Here is a 22,605-nt window from a genome sequence, read left to right on the forward strand (position 1 = left end):
AAAGAGAATAACATAAGTCATTAATATCCGTAACGCTATGGAATAATATAATGCTGGAAAATGTTTCTGATAGAAATGGTATTTATATTTAATTAGTTAAAAAAACACTTCCCAAATAGAACATTAGAGACACTGTAGTCCGATAAGTTTCCTCTTAAAACTAAATCGCAACAACGTGTCTCTGAATTGGCTGTTCTTAAACAATTCGAAGGTTATTCCTGCTTCGCAATTGCCTTAACTTGCAGTCGATATGTAATCAACGATGCAAGTTCAGCCAGCGGCTTATCACTTAACAACAATTCCAGCGGAATATCCAAACGTAATTGTTTGTTAATTTTTTGTACCAACATTAAACCATTCAATGAATCAATACCGTTGTTAGTCAAAGGTAGATCAGGATGGAATACTTCTGCTTGCGTCCCAACAATCTCACCACAAAAGGTCTGTAGCAAGCTAACGACATCGTCCAGATCACTCACCGCAAGCGCCGCTTCTATGGGTAAAGTCTGAACCACATTTTCTTGCTGAATATCACGCAATAGCGGCAGGTGACGCATCTGGCTGGAAAGTAAATTTGACCAATTCGTCAAGAATGGCACTAGTTGCGGCTCAATCCGGGCAAACAAGCGATCTAAAACAGCTAATCCCTCCTCTGAACCAAATGGCTGTAAGCCACTGTTTTCCAGTATTGGCAACGTTCGACTATCACGCAAAGCGATCCCTGCTTCCCATGGCCCCCAATTAAGGCTTAACCCAGGTAAACCTTGCTGACGCCGTAAGCAGGCCAGACTATCCAACATGGCGTTAGCCGCTGCGTAAGATGCCATTCCCGGTAAAGCCAATAACGCCCCCAATGAGGAAAACATAACAAAATGCTCTAAAGGTGCATCAGCCAATGCTTGATGCAATGTCCAGGCGGCTAATGCTTTAGCAGCAAATACTTTATCAAACGCCTCGGGGCTGAGTTCACGATATCCCTGATCTTCAACATGCGCAGCACAATGAATTACCCCACGCAATGGCTGGCGGGTTTGTTGTCGATACTGAGCCAAACAGATGTTGGTCATTTCCACATCACCGAGATCAATCGGCAGATAATTAGCCTCGACTCCCTGTTGATGCAGCATTTCCAGTAACTTCTGCTCCTCTGCATTAAGATCAGGACGACGCCCAATCAATAACAAATGACGAGCACCATGCTGTACCATCCAGGGAATCAATTGACGCCCCATATCACCAAAGGCACCCGTCAGTAAATAACCGCCATCTGGACGAAAACGCACCGATGGTAGCGCGGGTATTTCAGGTAATGGCACAAGGCGCAATACATAACGTTGATCATGGCGCAGAGCCAATTGATCCTCGCCATCATCTATCAATAACGCGTCCCACCATTTGGCTGGAGCCGTGCTACTGTCAATATCCAGTAATCCCCCCCACAATGCGGTCGCTTCCTGTTGACCAATAACGCGCATCATTCCCCATAATGCGGCGGCAAATGGATCAGGCAAATCCTGTTCAGTGACTTGATGAGCACATTGAGTCACTATCCACAAACGTGGTTTTATCGACCGTTCGGCCAGCGCCGCACACAAATGGATCAACGAATGATAAGCCATTCGCGGAGCCTGCAACGGCCAGAGGATCAGGATTCTTTCGGTTTCAACAGGAAGGGTATCAACTAATTCTTGAATTTTCTGATGGCTGTCGGGCAGACCAGAATATAACGAGGCACACCCACCACGGCGTTGCAACTCATCAACCAACTCTTCTGCCAGAGCGTTTTCACCCCCAAGGATAGCCCATTGCGTCACAGACGCTGTTGATGGCTGAGTGGGCAGTTTACGCCACTGTGGTTGGCCGACAACCAGATTGTGCAGTTTGGCAGACAAGCTGTTTTTTCTATTACTAACAAGCTGAACGCAGAATCCGCTGATCTGACAAAGCAACATACCGCTATCAGTATAGACATCAATATCACCAAACCATTGTTGTTGCGTCTGCTTAGTATTTCGGGCATGTGCCCAAACCCGACCAGACAATTTACCATTGATACGTAAATGCTGAATACTGACCGGGATACGGAACTCGTTGGCAGGAATTGGCGCGTGAACATCAACAGACTGAATCGCCAACAATGATTGGAAGATGCCATCCAAAGCCGCTGGGTGAAAATTCATTCCCTCCGGTGCAGATGGTAATTCAATCTCACAGATTGTTTCTTCTTTACCAACAAACGCATGGCGCAGAGTACAAAAAACACCACTATAGCTGAAATGCAGATGTTGAAATGCCTGATACAACATCTCTTGGTTCCATATGCAAGGATAGCGATCATTTGCCGCTAATGGAGGAATAGCACAAGCAGTAGCACCCGGTACAACGATGTTCACCTGTGCACTGGCTGCAAGTTGGTAATGTGCATCCTCATCCAAATTGCGGGTTATGTATACTTGCACTTCCATGCGCTGGCGATCTAGCAATGTCTTTAACCTGAATTCTATGCCTGGCTCCAGCAGTAAAGCCGATTGCAACACGATATTATCAAGCGCCAATCCAACGTCAGGAAAGCAGATGCGCGCCGCCGCCAACATGACTTCAATATAGCCCGCAGCCGGAAACATTGCATTTCCCATGACAACATGATCGAGTAACCAAGGCACTTGTTCTACCGCCAACTCAGCTTGCCAACTCTCACTGTCCGGCTGGGCTTCGCCCAATAATACACCGCTCAATATACGTAATCGGCGGCGACGGCTAATCTCTGGCTCATACCAATAAGATTGCTGATGCCAGGAGTAAGTGGGTAGATCAATTGGGCAAGCGGTAGGCATCAGAACCCGCCAGTCCGGTTCAACCCCAGCTTCAAACAGCTGTCCTAACAGTTGTGGCCAAGTCTGCCCTGCACGACAAGCAAACACTTGTCCTCGATAAGGCTGACTCCAATCCTTTAATCCTGCACTCAGTAGGGATTTAGGTGAAATTTCCAGAAAATGGTGGAAACCCGCTTTGAGCATGTTTTCTACCGCATCGTCAAAACGGAATGGCGAGACGACATTGTCAGCCCAATGCTCGGGAGTCAACTTACCACTAATCAATTCCCCGGTGACTGATGAAAACACTGGCAACAAAGGTTCTGCTGCTGGAACCATTGCCGCATCCGCAGTCAACCCAGCCCTGATTGACTCTATATAATGGGAATGAGAAGCAATTCTATAATTGAGCCAACTACTGGCGATACGCTGCTGCTTTAAACGATCAGCAACGGCGGTTAATTCACTTACAGGCCCAGACAATAAGCAACGATTGATACTATTACGCCCAGCTATCACCACGGCAGGCTCGGTACCAGGGGCAGACAGATGAGGCAATATTTGCTCAACGGTTGCTGCCACGATCAATAATCCGCCGCCTTTATTCAACACACGTTGCAGATAATGATAACGCTGATGTAACAGTGTCAGTGCTTGCGTCAGATCATAAATTCCCGCCAGATAACAAGCCGCCGTTTCACCGGAACTATGACCAAGTAATGCCGCGGGTTTGAACCCCCACTTCTGCAACTGCGCAGCCATTGATATTTGCACAGCAAACTGCATTGGCGGCTCTATCAGTTCATCGGCAGAGATCAATGCCGCATATAAGGAAGGTGCAGAAAATCCCGTCCAAATTGCCTCGCAACGCTCGAATTGTTCAGTAAATTCGGGGAATTGCTGAAACCAGGCGATAGAATCTCGCCAACTTTCACTGCCAATACCCGCAAATATCCAGGCCAGACGATCAACTTTTTTATTATTCTGCTCCGACGACATATTCAGATTAGTCAACTGCTGTCGCAACTGTTCTCGGTTACTGAATGCGATCCCCTTACGTAACGGAAAGCGGTGACGAGTCGTCGCCAGGCTATAACACAAATCATCAAGAGCAATATCCGGCTGCTGTTGCAGCAAATCAGCAATGCTCTGCGCTTGTTGCTTTAGAGAAAACTCAGACTGCGCAGATAATGGCAGCATGAAAGCTTGCCCTTGCGTCGTCCGAAGTTGTACGGAAGACTCTGGGTTATTGCTTAACACCACATGAACATTCGTTCCACCAAAACCAAAGGAATTCACCCCAGCTATCACTTTTCCTTCGGGCAGTGGGGTTAACTGCTGTGGAACTTGCAATCCCAATTCAGTAAAACGAATGTAACGGTTAGGCGGATCGGCATGTAAATTGCCCGGTACCTGTCCCCGTTGTAAACACAATACTGCTTTAATTAATCCAGCAATGCCTGCCGCGGCTTCTGTATGACCAATCACGGATTTACACGCGCCAATCAACAATGGACGGTCTGTCGGATCGGGCCGACACACCAGTCCCAGCGCTTCTGCCTCTATCGGATCACCAACCGCCGTTCCGGTACCATGCGCCTCAATATAATCAATCTCTTCCGGGGAAATCCCCGCCTGAGCACAGGCTGACCGAATCACCCGTTGTTGTGCCGCACTACTTGGCTGGGTAATCGTGGGCGTGCGGCCATCTTGATTGGCCGCTGAACCGTGGATCACCGCCAGAACGGGATCGCCATCCTGTAAAGCCGCATTCAACGGTTTCAGCAAAACAGCACCGACTCCTTCGCTACGCACATAACCATCAGCGTTAGCCGAAAAGCTATGACAACGGTTAGTGAGTGATAGAAAACCGGTACGACTTTCCACTACCGAAAAATCCGGTATCAACATTAACTGGCTGCCACCCGCCAGCGCCAGTTGTGATTCTCCGCGCCGCAAACTTTCACAAGCCAAATGTACCGCCAACAGGGATGATGAACAGGCGCTATCAATGGTCAGGGACGGCCCCTGAAAATCAAACGCATGGGATATCCGGTTTGACAACATAGTTCCCATTGCACCGGTTGAGGTATAACCGGTAGTCTGACGCAAATCAGTAAATTGCAGGTGCATATAATCATGAGTGAAGGCACCGATATAGACACCAACTGCCTGACCCGCCAACGATTTTGGCGATATTCTCGCCCGTTCCAGCGTTTCCCATGTCACCTGCAACATCAGACGATGCTGTGGATCGATAAAAGGCGCTTCTGTATTACTGATATCAAACACCGCTGCATCGAAGCCAGTAACATCAGCGATAAATCCGCCTTCTCGCGCTACCATTTTCCCCGGCAAATTGCGATCTCGGGAACTATAAGCCTGAGTTGACCAGCGTTCTGGGGGAACTGGGGTAATTGCGTCACTTGAACCACACAACAACTGCCAGAATTCCTCTGGAGAGCTAACCCCTCCCGGGAAACGGCAACCCATACCGATAATGGCAATCGGCATATTGTCGCTTCTCATCATATTGATATCCATAGTGGTATTCTTTACTCCGATTAGTCGTTTGCCAGATCATCGTGCTTACTTATCAACACCAAGTCGTCGGGCTGGGAATACATTTCGGCGGATGAGGGGGCAATCCCGGCGTCATCAATGACTGATAGCTGATACCCGTATTGAGTAACTGATAGCGCAAGCCACTTGGGCAAGTGGTAGCTCCATCCATTGCCTGAGTGATATCAATTGTCACCCCAAAAGCAACATTAATCGGTTGTAATGTATTATCAGCCGCAGTACGGATGATACGTAATGGTGCTCCGCCACAAACTTGCAGATGGTTATTGCCGACTTCACTCACCCGAATCACAATAAAGTTACAATATCCCCGGTAACTCAGGTCAGTATCTGGCGGTTGATTGGAGATAATCCAATATTGATCATTTTGCTTTTCGATAATTTTGGCATTAGATAACAGGCTGTAACCGTTATCAGTAAATACCTGACGCAACTCTTTTGAAACCGCGCCATTATCTAATGAACTCATCAGCTCAAGCGCCGCACTGAATAAAGGCACACCGGTCAGCTTTTTGCCTGCTTCCTCAAACGGTAAAGCCACTGCGCCATTAGTCAGATTAGCCCCGGTCAATTTAGCTTCCGTGAAAATAGTGCCTTGAATTGAAGCAAAGGCCAGAGATGCTGGTTTAAGACCTTGGGTTAGTTCTAACATTGCCTTGCTGAAGTCAGTATTCACCAGATTAGCATAGGACAAATTCGCACCATATAACCGTGCCTGAGTAAAATTCATCGTCGCTAAGTTAGCATTTGACAAATTGACCTGTTCTAAATTAGCGTTATCGGCTCTGGCGTTACTGCCGTACCAATGAGCGCCGGACATATCAACCGCATACAGATTAGCGCCCGTCAGGATAGCGTTAGGCATAAATGTGTTGGCAAGAATTGCCGCATTACCACCATTATCTTGAGCAACGTTTAATTGCCCATTCTGATAGTGAATAAATAACGGTTTACCTTCATGTTCCACCAGCCAGTTCTGGCCCGGCTGACGAACCAACACCTCTGCCTGACCGTAGATCACCCCTTTTCCCTGATACAACATTTGACGTAACTGTTCAGGCAATTGCTGATTATCCAGCGCTTGAGCATCGGCTTCATCCAGATATGTGACTGTGGATAAAGCGCCAAATTGAGCGCCAGTTAAATTAACATTCTCCAGACTCGCATTGGACAAATTCGCACCCACTAAGGAGACATTACCCAAGACAGTAGCACCAGCCAGATTGGCGCCGACCAGAACGGCGCCATTGAGTGACGTAAAATCCAGATTTACCTTCTTCATTGACGCCATCAGGAATACGACTTGATCCAACTTCTGCTTACTCAGATTGACCCCATCCATCTGTGCTTGAGTGAAATTGGTTTTAGCGGTAATCGTGGCATCGACCAGATCCATCCCTGTCAGCACCGTGGCTAATAAAGTACTGTCGCTAAGGTTAAGCTGACTATAACCAGTGGTTAACGATAACCGGGCGTTGGTCAGATTAGCGCCACTGAAATTAACATGATTGATATTCGCCTCAGTAAAATCCGTCCCTACTAACGTGGCTTGACTAAAATTCGAGGTCTGCAAGGTAGTATTTTGCAAATTCACCAACGTCATAATTGCCCCGGTAAAGTTACAGGAAGCCAGACTGGCGCCGCTGAGATCAACATTAACCAGATTCGCCTGCGATAAATCAGCATTCTCCATGATCACCGAAGGTAACAACGCACCAGAGAAATTCGCCCCAGGCGCTTTTAGACGATTTAATACCGGCTGACCACCACTGCTCTTACAGCCACGGAAAATGGCATTCGGTAGCTCAGCATCAGGCATATTGGTATCACTACCCACGATACACTTTTCAAAAAGTGCATTTTTACCATGAATATGCGTTAGATCAGTCTTACTTAAATCACAACTGCTAAAATTGCAATTATCAACTTTGACATTCGTTAAATCAGCGCCAAGCAATGTGGAGCCACGCAGGTCAGCATTGGACAAATCGACGGCCATCATCACCATTTCATTCAAATTCTCTTCGGCGAGATAGGCAAAACGTAGATCGGCGCCCATGGCTCCCCAGTCTTTGAGAAATTCCAGGTCCTTTGTCACGATAGTACGAGTAAATTGGGCTGACAGGGGTGGACTGCCAGTGACTGCCTGCCAAATCAGCCCAGATTGTTGCGCCACCAAATAGCTGTCACCACTGCTATTAATACGACGCAGGCGAAATCCAGATCCCCCCACTTCTTCCAACCGGATCTCAGCAACCACACCATCGCGCGGTTGATTAGCCTGAGGAGTATTGCCGCTCGCAGCCAGATATTGACCATTGCCAGCCTGTAACCAAAAGTTAGTCATGCCATAGGCATTAATCATTTGATTTATCGCCCCTGATTGCCTGGCTGACAGATTAAGCGTACCATCCGCCTGAACTGTAATCAGCTGGCCAGAAGTCGCGGCAAATTGCCATTTACCGGCAAAAGATCTGGATTCACTCATGTCATTATCCTCGCAGCAATTGATTTATAGAAACCTTTCCAGCTCTCCCAGCCTGACCACCGCTGGCGCTAATACCTCCAATGCCATATTCTCCATCGGGTGCATGTGAACCGTCACCATTTACCCCACCACGCCCAGCGATCCCCCCAGCACCACCGGGCTGCCCAAGTCCTCCACTCCCGCCATTAGAGGTGGCAGATACCGGTTTTGGTAAGCTAGTCTGGATATATCTGACCCAAACATGACCACCATCGCTACCATCACCTCCATTGCCGCCATTTCCTCCATTGCCACCATTACCACCAACACCACCGGACTTGCCCGACGATGATGAATGACCACGGCCACCATTGCCGCCATCCCCCCCATTACCACCGTAACCCGCTGTGCCACCATCGCCACCATTACCGCCATTATTGCTAATACGCACCACACTCTGTACGTCAAAACGGGTACAACGCAGGGCAAACCACCAGCCAGAACCTGATTGACCATCCAGACCGCTCTGACCAGATTGACCATCACCACCTGGGCTACCGGCAGTGGCTGGCTTACGACGAGAAGCATTCTGACCATCAGCACCCCGTTGGCCATCAGCGCCATTGGCTCCATCGGCACCATTCACACCGTTAGTACCGAAAATTTGAATATCTGCGACCATGACTCCTCCTTGCCATTATTGTTTTTTGCCGTTGACATAAATTGAACCTACAGCACCTGCTTTTCCGGCAGTTCCTGTGGTCCCCGATGAACCACCTTTACCTGGGCTACCACTGATATAACCCGTACCACCACCACCACCAGCTCCCCCAGAACCACCATTGCCGCCTTTACCACCGTTGCCGCCAATTGCCTTAGCCCCGAATGTCGCACTCCCTTTCTGGTAAGTAAAATAGATGTTCCCACCGTTACCCGCATTACCGCCGTTACCACTGTTACCACCATTGCCGCCATTGCCACCATTGCCACCATTACCAGCCCTACATTCGCTAGTAGAAGAGCCGCCATCCCCCCCTTTTCCACCGCTACCACCATTACCACCGTTACCGCCATTGCCGCCATTACCGCCTTGTGTCACCATATTCACAAGACCTTCAACGATAACTACTTGATAATGAACATCACCCGCATCCTCACCTTTTTCGCCATCACTTCCTCCAGCGCCATCAGTGCCACTGCCACCAGCGGTACCGTTCGTAGCCTGCGTTGCGCAGGAGTTTTTATTATCTTTACCAGCACTACCATTGCTGCCGTTTCTTCCATCAGAACCATTGTTTCCGCTCCCACCATCGCCTCCGTTACCTCCAATATTTATAAAGGGTGGATCATCATTATCACCTGGGGTTGGATATGGGTTTGGGGAATTAACGATGACAATTTCGTTCGCCTCAATGGTGCTATTAGTCAAATGAATAATCTTACCGCCAGGTTCAATCGTTATCTTATTAAACACCAAGTTAACAGGCTCGCCGTGACTCTCTTTACTTCCAACAATCAATGGGTTACTTGCAGTGACAACGATATCTTCACCGCTGTATAACGCGACTTTCATCGGAAAACGTTTAGCGTTCAGAATATCCTCATAATCTTTGACTAAAGGAGAATAACCATAGATATAAGCTCTAAAAGCTTTACATATATCAGCGTGATTACCAGTGACATTTGCCAACCGTTCAGCAGAATAGGGTTCAGGTAGCGGATGATGGGGTTCCATTCCACCCGGGCCATAATCACTGTCAGGTATCCCGCCAAGTTCCTTCAATTCTTGTATGGTTTGTACGGTAAAAAACGCGGGGGGCACCGTAGCTATTTTCGGATCGTGAGAAAATATGACTGGCCCGTCAAGATCCGACGTTTTCAATTGTTTTGGCTGCCGTTCTATACCGGTCAAATGATAATGCTCACGCAACATAGCCAAAGTTTCGTCAACAGTTTTCATTTTATTCATGGGTATTCTCCTGAGTTTGGGTATAAGTTTGTACATTTAGAATCACATTAGCGTCACATATCAGTTGCCCACCCGGTTCAATCACCAGAGTATCCACCGCTACCACGATAGGCTGTGAATTTGGGCTGTTAATTTCCAAAGTCTCACCATTAGCAATCACCAATTTTCCAATCGCAAAAACATCAACGGGTGCCGGAAATGCTATCGGCGCTTCAACCGGGGGGATACCAGAAAGGATCAACAGCTCCGCTGCTGACGACACGTTTGACTGATGAGATGGGGCCAGTGACTGTGGATCATCAGGCCGTAAAAAGCCTTGCGACGAAGATGGAATAACGACTGTCTCCGTTACATCGCTCTCTGAGATACCTAATAATTGCAAGACCGCTTTAAATCCTGAACTATAACTTTTTAATAACATATTTTTCTCCGAGAAACTGTAGACAGAAATAATCTGCAAATTATCGCTATCTACTGTGGAAATAACCGGGTAACGGGTATCAACATCGGTAATGATGAAATAACCATTGCTATTGATAGTTTCGATAGTTGCCTGATGACTAAGAGGGTGTTTGTTATCCGCAAAAACTTCACGGATTTTATCCATATCGTGTTGCTGGAAGATCGGTAATTGATCGATATTCAGATCGAATATTGGTGTAGTCGGCGTCCATTGGCTGATTTGTGGCTGGGTACGTTGATTTTCCCCCAGGAACTTGCCGTAATTCATCGCCACCAGAGTACGGAATGAATCTATCGCCAGATGCGCTGCAACAATATGCTGACGTTTAGTCGGATCAGGAGTTAATGTCGAATCAGGGACAGTGACCAGGAACTTACCGTCAGGCTCATAGATATCGAGAATATAATCCGTTGGATCACGCCCTTCATTACGGTACGACAAAATATAAATATATCCTTTAGACTCAACCGCAACATCCAGATAAGTTATTCCGTCTGGCTTATTCAGCGGCATATAGGACAGATAATCAGCGACTATAATTTCAGCCGGATTCGTTACATCAAGGGTTAACAACCAGGAGCGGGCGCCAGCAAGATCGTCAATTTGCCATTTGACACCTTGACCGATAGCGATAACCTGCACATTACTCAAATCGTTATATACGGATACCGTTGGTCCCTGAGCAGTTAGCGTGTAAGTTGCAGGTTTCTGCGGATCATATACCAACCAACTCTGCCCTTGCTGTATCACATCAACCGTTGTGCTGCCAACTGGGTCAATATTACCGTCTGCGGTCTGGTTATAACTCAGATAGATCCCGTCCTCAGCAAAGGCAGCAATAATCTGCTCATCCAGCAATCCGGCATCCAGTGAATGCATGAAGTTCGGATCACTGTTACTAAACAGGAATGTCAACCCTTGTTCACGGAATGCTTGTTGTAATGCTGGAGAGAACACCTGAGCATCCAGTGTTGCCTGATACTCAGCAGTAGCCAGTTTAAACAGTGTTGCCCCTGGAAAACTTGGAAATGGGTTGCCTTTAGTATCAAACGCCTGAACACGGGTATTGATTGTTTCCAGTAATAAGATGCGACCATCTGGCGTGACAGTCAGGGCAATTGGCCCATGCATTAGCCCTTGTCGAATCCCTTCGCCAGAGACAATCTGGGCTGCTGGCGCCTGAGCATCCGGGTAACCCTGATCTCCCAACGGCAGAATCTGCATCTTGCTGTATTGCCAACTGACCGCAATAACATAACCACTCGGATGAACCACCATTGCATCCAGATGAGGAATCGTGAAAGTTCCCCAAGATAGCGGATTATCCGTTAAACCAAAATCATGTCTGCCGTCACGCAGATCGACGCGACGCAAGTGATATTCGCCGAATCGTGAATCAATAATAAAGTTATAAGGTGTGATGGTTTTATCGTCCGGTCCTTCGCCAAAACTGTTATAACTGATCAGCGGTTGTACTTTGAAACCCACCTCAGATAATTTCAGACGCTCATTCAGTGTGTCATTGCTCAAAGTGGAAATGTTTTGCAACACATACATCTGACCGCTATTTGGAGGGCTTGATGGATCTTCCAATGGGATATTCTGACCGGAAGCCTGGTAGCAATAACCAACCTGATAATCTGAATTCAGTATTGTCATATTGACCAGCTTGCAGATGTTATTACCTACATTGCTGCAATTGGTTGAAGATTGGGTTTCCAACGGCACACTGCCTTCAATCCACTGATACTCTTTTTTATCGCTATCGTAAGACAACTGTTCCCAATATTCATATTGCGTCACCTGAGTCAGAGGCACCAACATCTCTTTTATATTGCCACTGACGCGCATAATGCCTTCATTAGGATCGTCTGGTTGCGCATTCAGCAGCTCACTGACGTAGCTCCCCGCTAACCAACCAGTAGCAGAATAAACATTAGCCTTAATTTTCAGAGTTCCTCCCCAACCAACCGAATTGAAATTAAAAATTAGCGGTGTATTGGAACCGGTTGTAGGTAATGGAATAGTCTGGGTGTAGTAGGTGCCGTTGGTATATTCGACCGTCACCTGGCACTGCACTCCCACCGGCGGCCAGATTGCGGTTTCCGGGCGACCCACTTCACCATGAGCTGGATCGGGATGCAGGGTAAAAGCCAAAGTCATCTGACGCTTGATATCCACTTCCAGGGTGGCTGGCGTGGAAAGCAATTCCCCCGTCGTCACTGCAATCTGCGCAACATCCAGCGCAATTGAAGCGAGCCGGAATGCCCAACCCACCACCGGAACCGCCTGAGCAGCTGCACTGGCAGCTATCTGAGCTGTAACATAAGTGGCTAATGCTTCCAGCCCTTTCTTGGCCAGAATACCGATAGCAATGCTGGCTAAACTGGTGAGCACTTTTTTAGTATTAAATAATGCGGCTCCGACAGCTGCTCCACCACCAATCAATGGGAAAGCTATGCCTGCTAATATGGCAACGTTATCCTTATTAGAAATAAAATCCTTATACCACTGAGTATTGGTCACTGCGGCACCGGCCAACATCATCAGAGATGGAATACCGTACTGGAACATACCGGTTAAAATCACACCCGGCCAAACAATCGGGTTATCCCAACGGGAAGTTCCCAAGCCACCAAACAAGAATTTAGCTGACTGAGCTTCAGCCGGCCAAGGCAAACCAAAATTTGTGGGATCAGTGGGCATCGGAATTCCCATGATCGTATTGACATTAGGCAACACCCCAAGGGCTTTTTGTGATGGCGTTTCAAATAATTCCGCTAACTCTTTAGGGAAATAAAACGGCCAATTACCATCAACCGTTGGATTATCGATCGGCTGTTTCATCTCAGTGTCTTTAAAGAATTGAATATAAACACCAAGCTGACGTAAGTATTTATTTTTAAAATCAACGGAAAAATGGCTTTGACCGGGATCGTAACGGATGCTGTCAGGATACACATCCATACCATGATTAGGTGTGCGGTTAGTGGCGGTCCAAATTTGGCTGGTATTTCGCGGAGCATTCAATGCTGAAGCTTGATCTTTGAATTCGGTAACGTCGAGAGACGCACTTTGGCTGACACTCCAGTTATGATTTTGCAAACGAGTATCATTATGTGAAGTTTTCAGCGCATTAGAGGCCGGTGACCCTGAATAATTCTCTGTTTCATCCGATAGATTATATTGCATCACCGGATCACCTTCGGCGAAAATCACCTGTCCGTCTTCACCCACCCAGTCAAATTCGTAAAACATCGCATTGCCATCAGGGTCAACCAATTGGCCATAAGTGGCAAAACCACCGGTTTCTGTTGCAGGTCCCTGACTCGATATTGATATAGCCAGTTCATAAACTCGGTTATATTGCTGTGGGTCTATTGCCTCTGGAGGAGCAATATGTGCATCCATCACAATTGATGCCGCATAAGCTTGACTGTTAGACAATTCCGGATGGGAAAACACAATAGAACAAGCAACATCCCACGGTGTTTTCATTTCATTAGTCGCAACCAACAAATCACTGTAATGAACAGAATTTCGTGCTAAATGTTGGCTATTAACACCAAGCGCACTAAGCTTGCCTGGCAAAACCATCGCTATATTATTTACCACCAATTTTTCTATGTTACGTTTGGCATAACGATGTAAATGAGCATTGGGAATATGATAAGAAAGATGATAAAGAACCGGTAATGAAGAGCGATAAGGCCCGGATTTATCACCAACTACTTTAATTAGCGTAACGTGATGAGGTAAAAAATAGTGTTCAGGTACCTCCGCGAAATGGCTAATATTGTGTGAACCGTAACGCAGAACCATATCTATTGCAGGATTCTCGCCAGCCGCTTTGGCTAAACTTGACTCATCATGTTCTTGCAACGGTATATTATATTCACCCACCCAGAGACTCAATTGGCTGGATTGGGTACGTAAATGACCTTGAGCTAAATCAAAATGTAAAGTATGTGTCTTCATTTGAATTTCATCTCTCTAAGTAATTATTTTAGTTATCACAAGAAACTCTTAATAACTGCATAAATCATTCAACCTAAAAATTTGAATAAATAATCCCCTTGAGAATTAATATATCTCTTCAAAAGCCTATTTATTAAGCCCAAATACCTAGAATTAATTAAATGCCACATTTGTCCACTTTAACGAAAAATGATCAAATGTGGCATTTAAATTCTATCAATAAAATAGTAATGTGATTCTCCACTTTTTCCATCAAATAAAGAAGATATTTTTGTGACACATTGCAATTTTTTAATGTATGCCAATTAATTATCCCAACTTCAAACCAATACAATTAAGTAATATCACCATAGTAAAATAAATCTGCCACGTGAAATAGTGCATTTTCAATCAAATAACAACCCGATACAAATAGATCTCGATTATTTCACAATGAAATTATTAATATAAATTAAGTAAAAACCAGCAAGTTAAATCGATGTTATATACCCTATATTCTTAGAATAAACTCTCACCTTAAATCAACAGCTAAAACATTTAAATACATTTACCAAATTTGAATTTATTATTATTTTATAAATATAAAGAAAACCAAGAAATGAAATATTGTTTACAAAATATTTTACTATTACCCGCTTGTAATCACAGGCGGGTAATAATGTGACCGGGGTAAGTGAGTGCAGCCAACAAAGAGGCAACTTGAAAGATAACAGGTATAGTGACTATTATCTCTTTATCTCAACAGTTACCACAAATTTGAATGTCCAGCGTCTCCTGTCATTACTGGCGTTCTCCATTAATATACACAGACCCCTTAACACCCTCTGTTCCGGCAATCCCATTATTCCCCGATGCACCAATTTTGCCAGAACTGCCACCAGGAGAACCACTACCACCATAGCCCCCACTCCCGCCGTAACCAGCATAACCACCTTCACCTCCCATACCACCAGCAGACTGAGCCTTAAAGACAGGGGTTCCACTCTCATAGGTAACATAAATATTGCCCCCATTTCCCCCTTTACCGCCATTGCCACCGTTCTGCCCTTTGCCTCCATTCCCTCCATTCCCTCCTCTTCCAGCACCACAGTAAGAAGTAGAGCTACCTCCGTTACCCCCATTTCCCCCTCTTCCCCCCTTACCACCGGCACCGCCATTACCACCATTACCTCCTGTCGATTCCAGGATTACCGTACCGACAAGATGGGCAACCTTCAGAACAATATCACTTGCGTCGCCGCCATTTTCGCCATTGTTTCCAGCACCGCCATCTGTACCGTCACTCCCGTTAGTACCCGGCGTAGCAGCCTTTGCACAGGAGCTTTTGTTATCTTGTCCGGCATTACCATGACTACCGGTCTTTCCATCACTTCCATTAGCCCCGTTGCCACCATGATTTCCATCACTTCCCCGATTAGTAATATTGGTCTGATCACTATCTGAACCCAAAGAGCTAACCATTGTCATGGTATTCGCCTGAACAGCCCCATTGGTGCGATAAATAATTTGTCCACCAGGTTCAACTGTTATCCGCTCATAAACTAATACAATAGGTTCACCGTGATTATCTCGACTTTGAACGATCAATGGCTTGTCCGCCGAAATCGTCATGCTATCACCACCATATAGCGCAACTTTTAGCGGGAAACACTTAGCGTTAAGAATATCTTCATAATCTTTGACCAAAGCAGAATCACCATAAATATAAGCACTGAAAGCTTTACATAAATCGGCATGATTACCCGTGACATTCACCAACCGTTCAGCTGAATAAGGTTCAGGCAATGGATGATGTGGTTCCATTCCTCCAGGGCCATAATCACTATCAGGCACACCTCCCAACCTTTTTAATTCTTGTATCGTTTGTACGGTAAAAAATGCGGGTGGAACAGTGGCTATTTTCGGATCATCGGAAAATATGACCGGTCCATCAAAATCCGCAGTCTTCAATTGTTTTGGTTGCCGTTCTATCCCCATCAGACGATAATGCTCACGCAATTCCGCCAAAGTTTCAGCAACAATTTTTACTTTATTCATAGGAAATCTCCTGAATATAAATTTGTAGTTTTAGAATCATCTTTCCGTTATATAACTGCCCACGATATTTTATTCTCACACAATCCCTTTAAATACAGAATATTAATCATTCAATGATATATTTATCTCCGTTTAGAGTGAAAACTAATAGACAAAGTAACTTATCTCCTGTCGTTGTTCACAATGTGTATTTTCACTCTCATCTTATCTTCTTGCGTGATTATTTTATTCATCACAATAGACATTCAACAACTGAATAAATAATTTCAGGGGAATTGATATATCCCCTATACTTTATTCATAAACATCTACAATCAATTAAAAAATTATTCAGTTTATATGAAGTAATTTAATGCAAACTTTATTTCAATAACTAAAAATATTAATATGCCTTTCTGCTTTTTCCATCATAAAAATGAATTTTTTATGGTGCGTCACTATTTTCATTTAAATCAATTGATAATTTCAATCTAAACTTTATACAATTAAATATTACTGGCACAGAAAAATAAAATAGCCAATTGTGTAGCCTGGATTCAACCAATAAGTGAACTTTTCTGGCAAGGCGGTCAGTTGCTATACTTCAGCATCTTTCCCTCCAAAGGAAAATGCATTATGAAATACAAACAACTGACCTGTAGAGATTTATAGTCGTTCAAACCAGTCTAAAGTCTGACTATCACCATGCTTCTGTACATTACCGTTAACATATACCTTGCCACGAGTACCGTCACCGCCGGATTCTCCATCATTACCCCCTTCACCAGAGACTCCTGGATGACCATCAGTCCTTACTCCTCTATTACCAACGCCACCTGCCCCACCTAATCCGCCTATTCCTCCCTTACCTCCATCCCCGCCTCTTCCACCATCCCCTCCACGCGACAGAGCATTAATTACTGGCTGACCCTCAGTGAAATTAACATATATGTTACCCCCGTCCCCACCTTTACCCCCATTCCCCCCGTCCCCTCCATTTCCGCCATTCCCTCCCCTTCCTCCATATCCAGCACTACATTCGCTTGTTGGATCTCCCCCATTTCCACCGTTCCCTCCATTCCCCCCATTACCGCCATATCCACCATTTCCCCCCTTACCACCTATCGATGCCGCATTGACTACTCCGGTAAAAAGTTCAACATTAATAACAACGTCATTTGCACTTCCCCCCCTTTTGCCATCCATCCCCTGTGCCCCCGAAGAACCGCCAGTTGCATCAGTACCTGGTGTGGATGCGACAGCGCAACCGTGTTTATCATCTGAACCAATACTACCATTGCTGCCATTAACCCCATTACTTCCCTGTTCACCCCCAAAACCATCGGCTCCATCTGAGCCTATACTGACAATGCTCTGCTTTTTATCATTACCATTCCCTACAACAGTGTTAGCTTCGATCTTACCATTAGTGCAGTAAATAATTTGACCTCCCGGTTCAATGATTATCTGGTCATACACCAGGACAACGGGTTCGCCATAATCATTTTTATCTTCAACGATCAATGGCGCACCTGCGGTAACAGTGATTCTTTCACCACCGTATAACGCAACCTTCATCGGGAAACGCTTAGCATTAAGAATTTCTTCATAATCTTTAACCAAAGCAGAATCACTATAGATATAAGCCCTAAAGGCTTTACACAAATCGATATGATAACCCGTAACATCTGCCAGTCGTTCAGCAGAAAACGGTTCAGGTAATGGATGATGAGATTTCATTCTGCCAGGACCATACTCACTGTCAGGAACACCTCCCAGGGCCTTCAGCTCCTGTATGGTTTGTACCGTAAAAAACGCAGGTGGCACAGTAGCTGTTTTTGAATCGTTAGAGAATATTACCTTGCCGTCAAAATCCGAGGTCTTAAGTTGCTTTGGCTGCCGTTCTATACCCATCAGATTATAATCCTGACGTAATACCGTCAAAGTTTCAGCAGCAGTTCTTCTTTTATCCACGGGAATTCTCCTGAGTTTATATGTTGTTTAAGATAACTTCATATATCCATTATCCATTTGGTCAATCTCTGGAATATATGTGGTTATTACTACCGGTCGTGGTACTGAATGACTAAATAGTCAAAGTTTTGCCTTTGACTCATCACCAAATTAGCCATAGCGAAAACATCAATTTTTTCTGGCAAAGGATATAAAACATTTCAACAGCAGGTATGCCAGAAAATAATTTCTATGAGAATTAATTAGCTCAGACCAAGCGGATTGCTGCACCACTCACTAGCGATCAGGTTTTTTTTCATGGCCGTTGATATATATCTTGCCGGCGATGCCGTCATCGCCAAATTCTCCCCTACTACCAGTTTCACCACTGAACCCATATCTTTTACTTTTTTCAGGAAAGCGTGGAATAGGATTTCGTCCAGGAAATCCACCTATTCCACCCAATCCCCCCCTCCCGCCTTCCCCGCCAAAACCACAATATGACGCAACCTCAAGTATTGGATCACCGTCAGAGTAATTAATATATATGTTACCCCCGTCGCCACCTTTACCCCCATGCCCTCCATTTCCGCCATCTCCTCCATTTGCCCCATGTCCCGCATCCGCACTAAGACACTTCCTGATTTCTCCATTTCCCAAAGGCCCCGAACTCCCCCCATTTCCACCTTGACCACCGGCACCACCAAGCCCCCCGTTACCACCATTTCCACCTTGACCACCTACCGTTATCGCCTTTATTGTCCCAGTAGCATATTGAACATCAACAGTCAGGTCATTTGCACCTCCACCCGGAGCTCCATCTCCCCCAGGTGCTCCGACAGAACCAGGGGCCCCATCATTACCTGGTGTAGCGTCAACTAAGCAGCCATATTTATCTGCTATACCATCACTACCATCACTGCCAGTAGCTCCACGAAACCCCATTGCACCATCAGCACCATTGGCACCATGACTGCCTTTATTGATAATGCCTTGATTTATAGAGCTTCCATTCCCTACAAGCGTGTTAGCTTCGATCCGACCATTAGTGCAGTAAATAATTTGGCCCCCGGCTTCAATGATTATCTCGTCATACACCAAAACAACCGGTTCGCCATAGTTATCTTTATCCTCAATAACCAATGGATTATCAGCGGTGATAGTGATTCTTTCCCCACTGTATAATGCAACCTTCATCGGGAAACGCCTGGCATTAAGGATTTCTTCATAATCTTTGACCAAATTAGAATCACTATAGATATAGGCCCTAAAAGCTTTACACAAATCAATATGATAACCCATGACATCTGCCAATCGTTCAGCAGAAAACGGCTCAGGTAACGGATGATGAGGTTCCATTCTGCCAGGGCCGTACTCACTGTCAGGTATACCTCCAAGTGCCTTCAACTCTTGTATGGTTTGTACTGTAAAAAATGCCGGTGGTACAGTGGCTGTTTCTGGATCGTTAGAGAATATTATCTTGTCGTCAAAATCCGAGGTCTTAAGTCGCTTTGGCTGCCGTTCTATACCAACCAGATGATGATATTGATGTAATATCGCCAAAGTTTCAGTAATATTTCTTCTTTTATCCACGGGAATTCTCCTGAGTTTATACGTTATTTAAGATAACTTCACATATCCGTTGTCTATTTGATCAAATTCCAAGGTATCTACTGTTATTACTACCAATTGTGGTACTGAATGACTAAATAGTCATAATTTTGCCTTTGACTAATTACCCGATTAGCAATAGCGAAAGCATCGATTCTTTCTGGCAAAGGATATAGTCACTTCAACAATAGGTATGCCAGAAAAATAATTTCTATGAGAATTAATTAGGTAAATATTTATTCACTTGACAGAAAGCTATTGGATGCAACATTAAAATAACGCAATTTAACATATTAGTGTAATCCCTTATTATTTTCATTAATTAAAGAAAATATTCCTGTGATGCATCACTACCCTTCTATAGGTATTAATCAAAATTTCCAATTATATATTTACCTCATTGATTATTATAAAATAAAAACAATAAGCATGATTGTATTTTTCAAAAATCACTACAAAACAGAAACCTATCGATATTATTAAACAATAAAATTATGAATATTACTCATTTCCAAACAATTTGTATTTAGGAAATGGAACATTAATACAATTTGCCGTTGATATATATCTGCCCCGCCTTTCCTGGTTTCCCTGGTTCCCCTGGATTTCCATCACTACCCTTTATACCTGGTTTGCCACAACAACTTAAGTTTTTAGTGTTATCCTCAACATTACACCACGAGGTCCCCCCATCACCGCCTTTCCCTCCCCTTCCCGCTCTACCGCCAACCCCTGCCAAACCTGGTCTCGCCGAATAACTAATTTGTGGATGACCAGCAGAATAGTTAAACTCTATGTCACCCCCATCTCCACTATTTCCCCCATTACCGCCATTACCGCCATCCCCTCCATCTGCTCCATCCCCTCCATATGCAGAACTACACAGTGTGCTAGTAGCAAGACGGCGATTACCACTATAAATACTACCATACCCCCCATCACCCCCATCCCCTCCATAGCCCCCATCACCACCATGCCCCCCATTCCCCCCATTTCCTCCTTCAGACGTCAAATAGAACGACCCACCCACCTCATCACATGTGACAATGAGTTTATTCGCCTCTTGACCGGGTTCACCATCCGATCCGGGAATTCCCGGAGAACCTTTAGTTCCACCAGTACCTGATGTAGGCTGAGTTATACAGCGATTTTTACTCTCATAACCAGATTGACCTCTAACGCCACTAACGCCATTGCTTCCACCTGTACCAGCAGTACCATCTTTTCCATCTCTCCCTTTATTAACAAAGTGCTGTGGACCTAATCCAACCCCCTGGATAACATTCGCTTCAATCCTGCCATTGGTGTAGCAAATAACTTTGCCTTCCGGCTCAATGGTTATCTGGTTGTACACCAAAACAACCGGTTCGCCACAATGCTCTTTATCTTCAATAATCAATGGATTATCTGCGGTAACCGTGATCTCCTCGCCACTATATAACGCAACTTTCACCGGAAAACGCTTAGCATTAAGAATTTCTTCATAATCTTTAACCAAAGTAGAATCACCATAGATATAGGCGCGAAAAGCTTTACACAAATCAATATGATGACCAGAGACGTTTGCCAGTCGTTCAGCAGAAAATGGTTCAGGTAACGGATAACAGGACTCCATTTTTCCAGGCCCATACCGGCTGTCAGGCACACCGTTGAGTGCCTTCAGCTCTTGTATCGTTTGTACTGTAAAAAATGCCGGCAGCACAGTAGCCGTTTCCAGATCGTTAGAAAATATGACCGGCCCGTCAAAGTCGGAGGTCTTAAGTTGCTTCGGCTGTCGTTCCAAACCAAACGGATGATGATATTGATGTAATATTGCCAAAGTCTCAGCAACCGTTCTTATTTTTTCCATAAAAGTTCTCCTAATCTCAAATTTATACATTTAGAATAACTTCATATATCAATCCTGGTTCCAACGTCTCTACTGCTATCGCTACCGGTTATGTCACTAAATTGCTAATAGTCAGAATTTTTTCTTTGACTAATCACCAGATTAACCGGAGCGAAAACATCGATTTTTTTCTGACAAAGGATATAGCCACTTCAACAACAAGCAGGCCAGAAAAATAATTCCGACGAGAATTAATTAGGTAAATATTTATTCACTATACAGAAAGCAATTAGATACGAAATTGAAATGACGCAATTTAAAATATTAATGCAAATTACCATTTTTTCCATTAATTATGGAAAATATTTCTGTGATACATCACTACCTTTTAATAGATACTAATTAAAATTTTCAATTTCATATTTATCTCATGAGGTATTATTATAAAATAAGGATAAAAAAATAAGAATAATTGTATTCTTAAAAAATCACAACAAAATAGAAACCTATCGATATTATTAAATAATAAAATTATGAATATGATTTAAACTAAAATTATAAAATAATTCTTCATTAAAATAAGATTTTTTAAAAATAAACGATTGAATAACCGATAAAAAGATCAATAAAACAGTCATAATTAAATAAATCGTTAATCAAAACGACCGAATCAATCATTATCCTGATACAGTGCAGCCACTGGAAATAGCTGCACATCTTGTAGTTCAACACAGACAAATAGTTCCACACGGGCAAACCGGCAATTTGGCATTGTGACGGTTCCCCGGCCCTGCCGCAAGAAGCTTCCAACTTCATGGGCTATCTGGCCCATTGCCGATTCATATCGATATTTCTTACTCTGATTAATCATTTGCCAAATTATTATACTTACCCATCGACGCAAAGTCGTTAACTCAATTATCG

At 44.6% G+C, this 22,605-nt stretch carries 10 protein-coding genes; all 10 read right to left on the reverse strand.

The window, feature by feature from the left end; genetic code table 11:
• Positions 1 to 212 precede the first annotated feature (212 nt).
• On the reverse strand, positions 213 to 5,345 hold the full coding sequence (locus BO26_RS09450) for a type I polyketide synthase (protein ID WP_167332156.1): 5,133 nt from the start codon (positions 5,343 to 5,345) through the stop codon (positions 213 to 215).
• Between the two features lie 64 nt (positions 5,346 to 5,409).
• A complete protein-coding gene (locus BO26_RS09455; RefSeq protein ID WP_036771027.1) occupies positions 5,410 to 7,884 on the reverse strand; it encodes a pentapeptide repeat-containing protein in 2,475 nt (824 codons plus the stop codon).
• 4 nt (positions 7,885 to 7,888) lie between these two features.
• Complete coding sequence (locus tag BO26_RS23450; RefSeq protein ID WP_036771028.1) at positions 7,889 to 8,545, reverse strand: hypothetical protein; 657 nt, start codon at positions 8,543 to 8,545, stop codon at positions 7,889 to 7,891.
• A 15-nt stretch (positions 8,546 to 8,560) separates the two neighbouring features.
• The gene (locus tag BO26_RS09465; protein ID WP_036771029.1) at positions 8,561 to 9,832 is read right to left on the reverse strand and encodes a hypothetical protein; all 1,272 of its coding nucleotides are present in this window, start codon (positions 9,830 to 9,832) and stop codon (positions 8,561 to 8,563) included.
• A complete protein-coding gene (locus BO26_RS09470) occupies positions 9,825 to 14,273 on the reverse strand; it encodes a C-type lectin-like domain-containing protein (protein WP_036771030.1) in 4,449 nt (1,482 codons plus the stop codon). The genes BO26_RS09465 and BO26_RS09470 overlap by 8 nt, the downstream gene beginning before the upstream one ends.
• A gap of 780 nt (positions 14,274 to 15,053) precedes the next feature.
• Positions 15,054 to 16,310: a hypothetical protein gene (locus tag BO26_RS09475; RefSeq protein ID WP_036771031.1), complete on the reverse strand. Its 1,257-nt coding sequence runs from the start codon at positions 16,308 to 16,310 to the stop codon at positions 15,054 to 15,056.
• Positions 16,311 to 16,955: 645 nt separating this feature from the next.
• Positions 16,956 to 18,263, reverse strand: coding sequence for a hypothetical protein (locus tag BO26_RS09480; RefSeq protein WP_036771032.1), 1,308 nt, complete (start codon positions 18,261 to 18,263; stop codon positions 16,956 to 16,958).
• Positions 18,264 to 18,539: 276 nt separating this feature from the next.
• Positions 18,540 to 19,835 carry a hypothetical protein gene (locus BO26_RS09485; RefSeq protein ID WP_036771033.1) on the reverse strand — a complete coding sequence of 432 codons (1,296 nt, stop codon included), beginning with the start codon at positions 19,833 to 19,835 and terminating at the stop codon, positions 18,540 to 18,542.
• A 559-nt stretch (positions 19,836 to 20,394) separates the two neighbouring features.
• Complete coding sequence (locus BO26_RS09490; protein ID WP_036771034.1) at positions 20,395 to 21,702, reverse strand: hypothetical protein; 1,308 nt, start codon at positions 21,700 to 21,702, stop codon at positions 20,395 to 20,397.
• 649 nt (positions 21,703 to 22,351) lie between these two features.
• Positions 22,352 to 22,552, reverse strand: coding sequence for a hypothetical protein (locus BO26_RS09495; protein WP_036771035.1), 201 nt, complete (start codon positions 22,550 to 22,552; stop codon positions 22,352 to 22,354).
• Positions 22,553 to 22,605: the final 53 nt, after the last annotated feature.

The sequence above is a fragment of the Photorhabdus australis DSM 17609 genome, from assembly GCF_000711895.1.
Classification (GTDB): Bacteria; Pseudomonadota; Gammaproteobacteria; order Enterobacterales; family Enterobacteriaceae; genus Photorhabdus; species Photorhabdus australis.

Excerpts from the sequence above, each read along its gene's own strand:
- BO26_RS09455 (WP_036771027.1), bottom strand. The coding sequence starts at position 7,884 with ATGAGTGAATCCAGATCTTTTGCCGGTAAATGGCAATTTGCCGCGACT.
- BO26_RS23450 (WP_036771028.1), bottom strand. The coding sequence starts at position 8,545 with ATGGTCGCAGATATTCAAATTTTCGGTACTAACGGTGTGAATGGTGCC.
- BO26_RS09465 (WP_036771029.1), bottom strand. The coding sequence starts at position 9,832 with ATGAATAAAATGAAAACTGTTGACGAAACTTTGGCTATGTTGCGTGAG.
- BO26_RS09470 (WP_036771030.1), bottom strand. The coding sequence starts at position 14,273 with ATGAAGACACATACTTTACATTTTGATTTAGCTCAAGGTCATTTACGT.
- BO26_RS09475 (WP_036771031.1), bottom strand. The coding sequence starts at position 16,310 with ATGAATAAAGTAAAAATTGTTGCTGAAACTTTGGCGGAATTGCGTGAG.
- BO26_RS09490 (WP_036771034.1), bottom strand. The coding sequence starts at position 21,702 with ATGGAAAAAATAAGAACGGTTGCTGAGACTTTGGCAATATTACATCAA.
- BO26_RS09450 (WP_167332156.1), bottom strand. The coding sequence starts at position 5,345 with ATGATGAGAAGCGACAATATGCCGATTGCCATTATCGGTATGGGTTGC.
- BO26_RS09495 (WP_036771035.1), bottom strand. The coding sequence starts at position 22,552 with ATGATTAATCAGAGTAAGAAATATCGATATGAATCGGCAATGGGCCAG.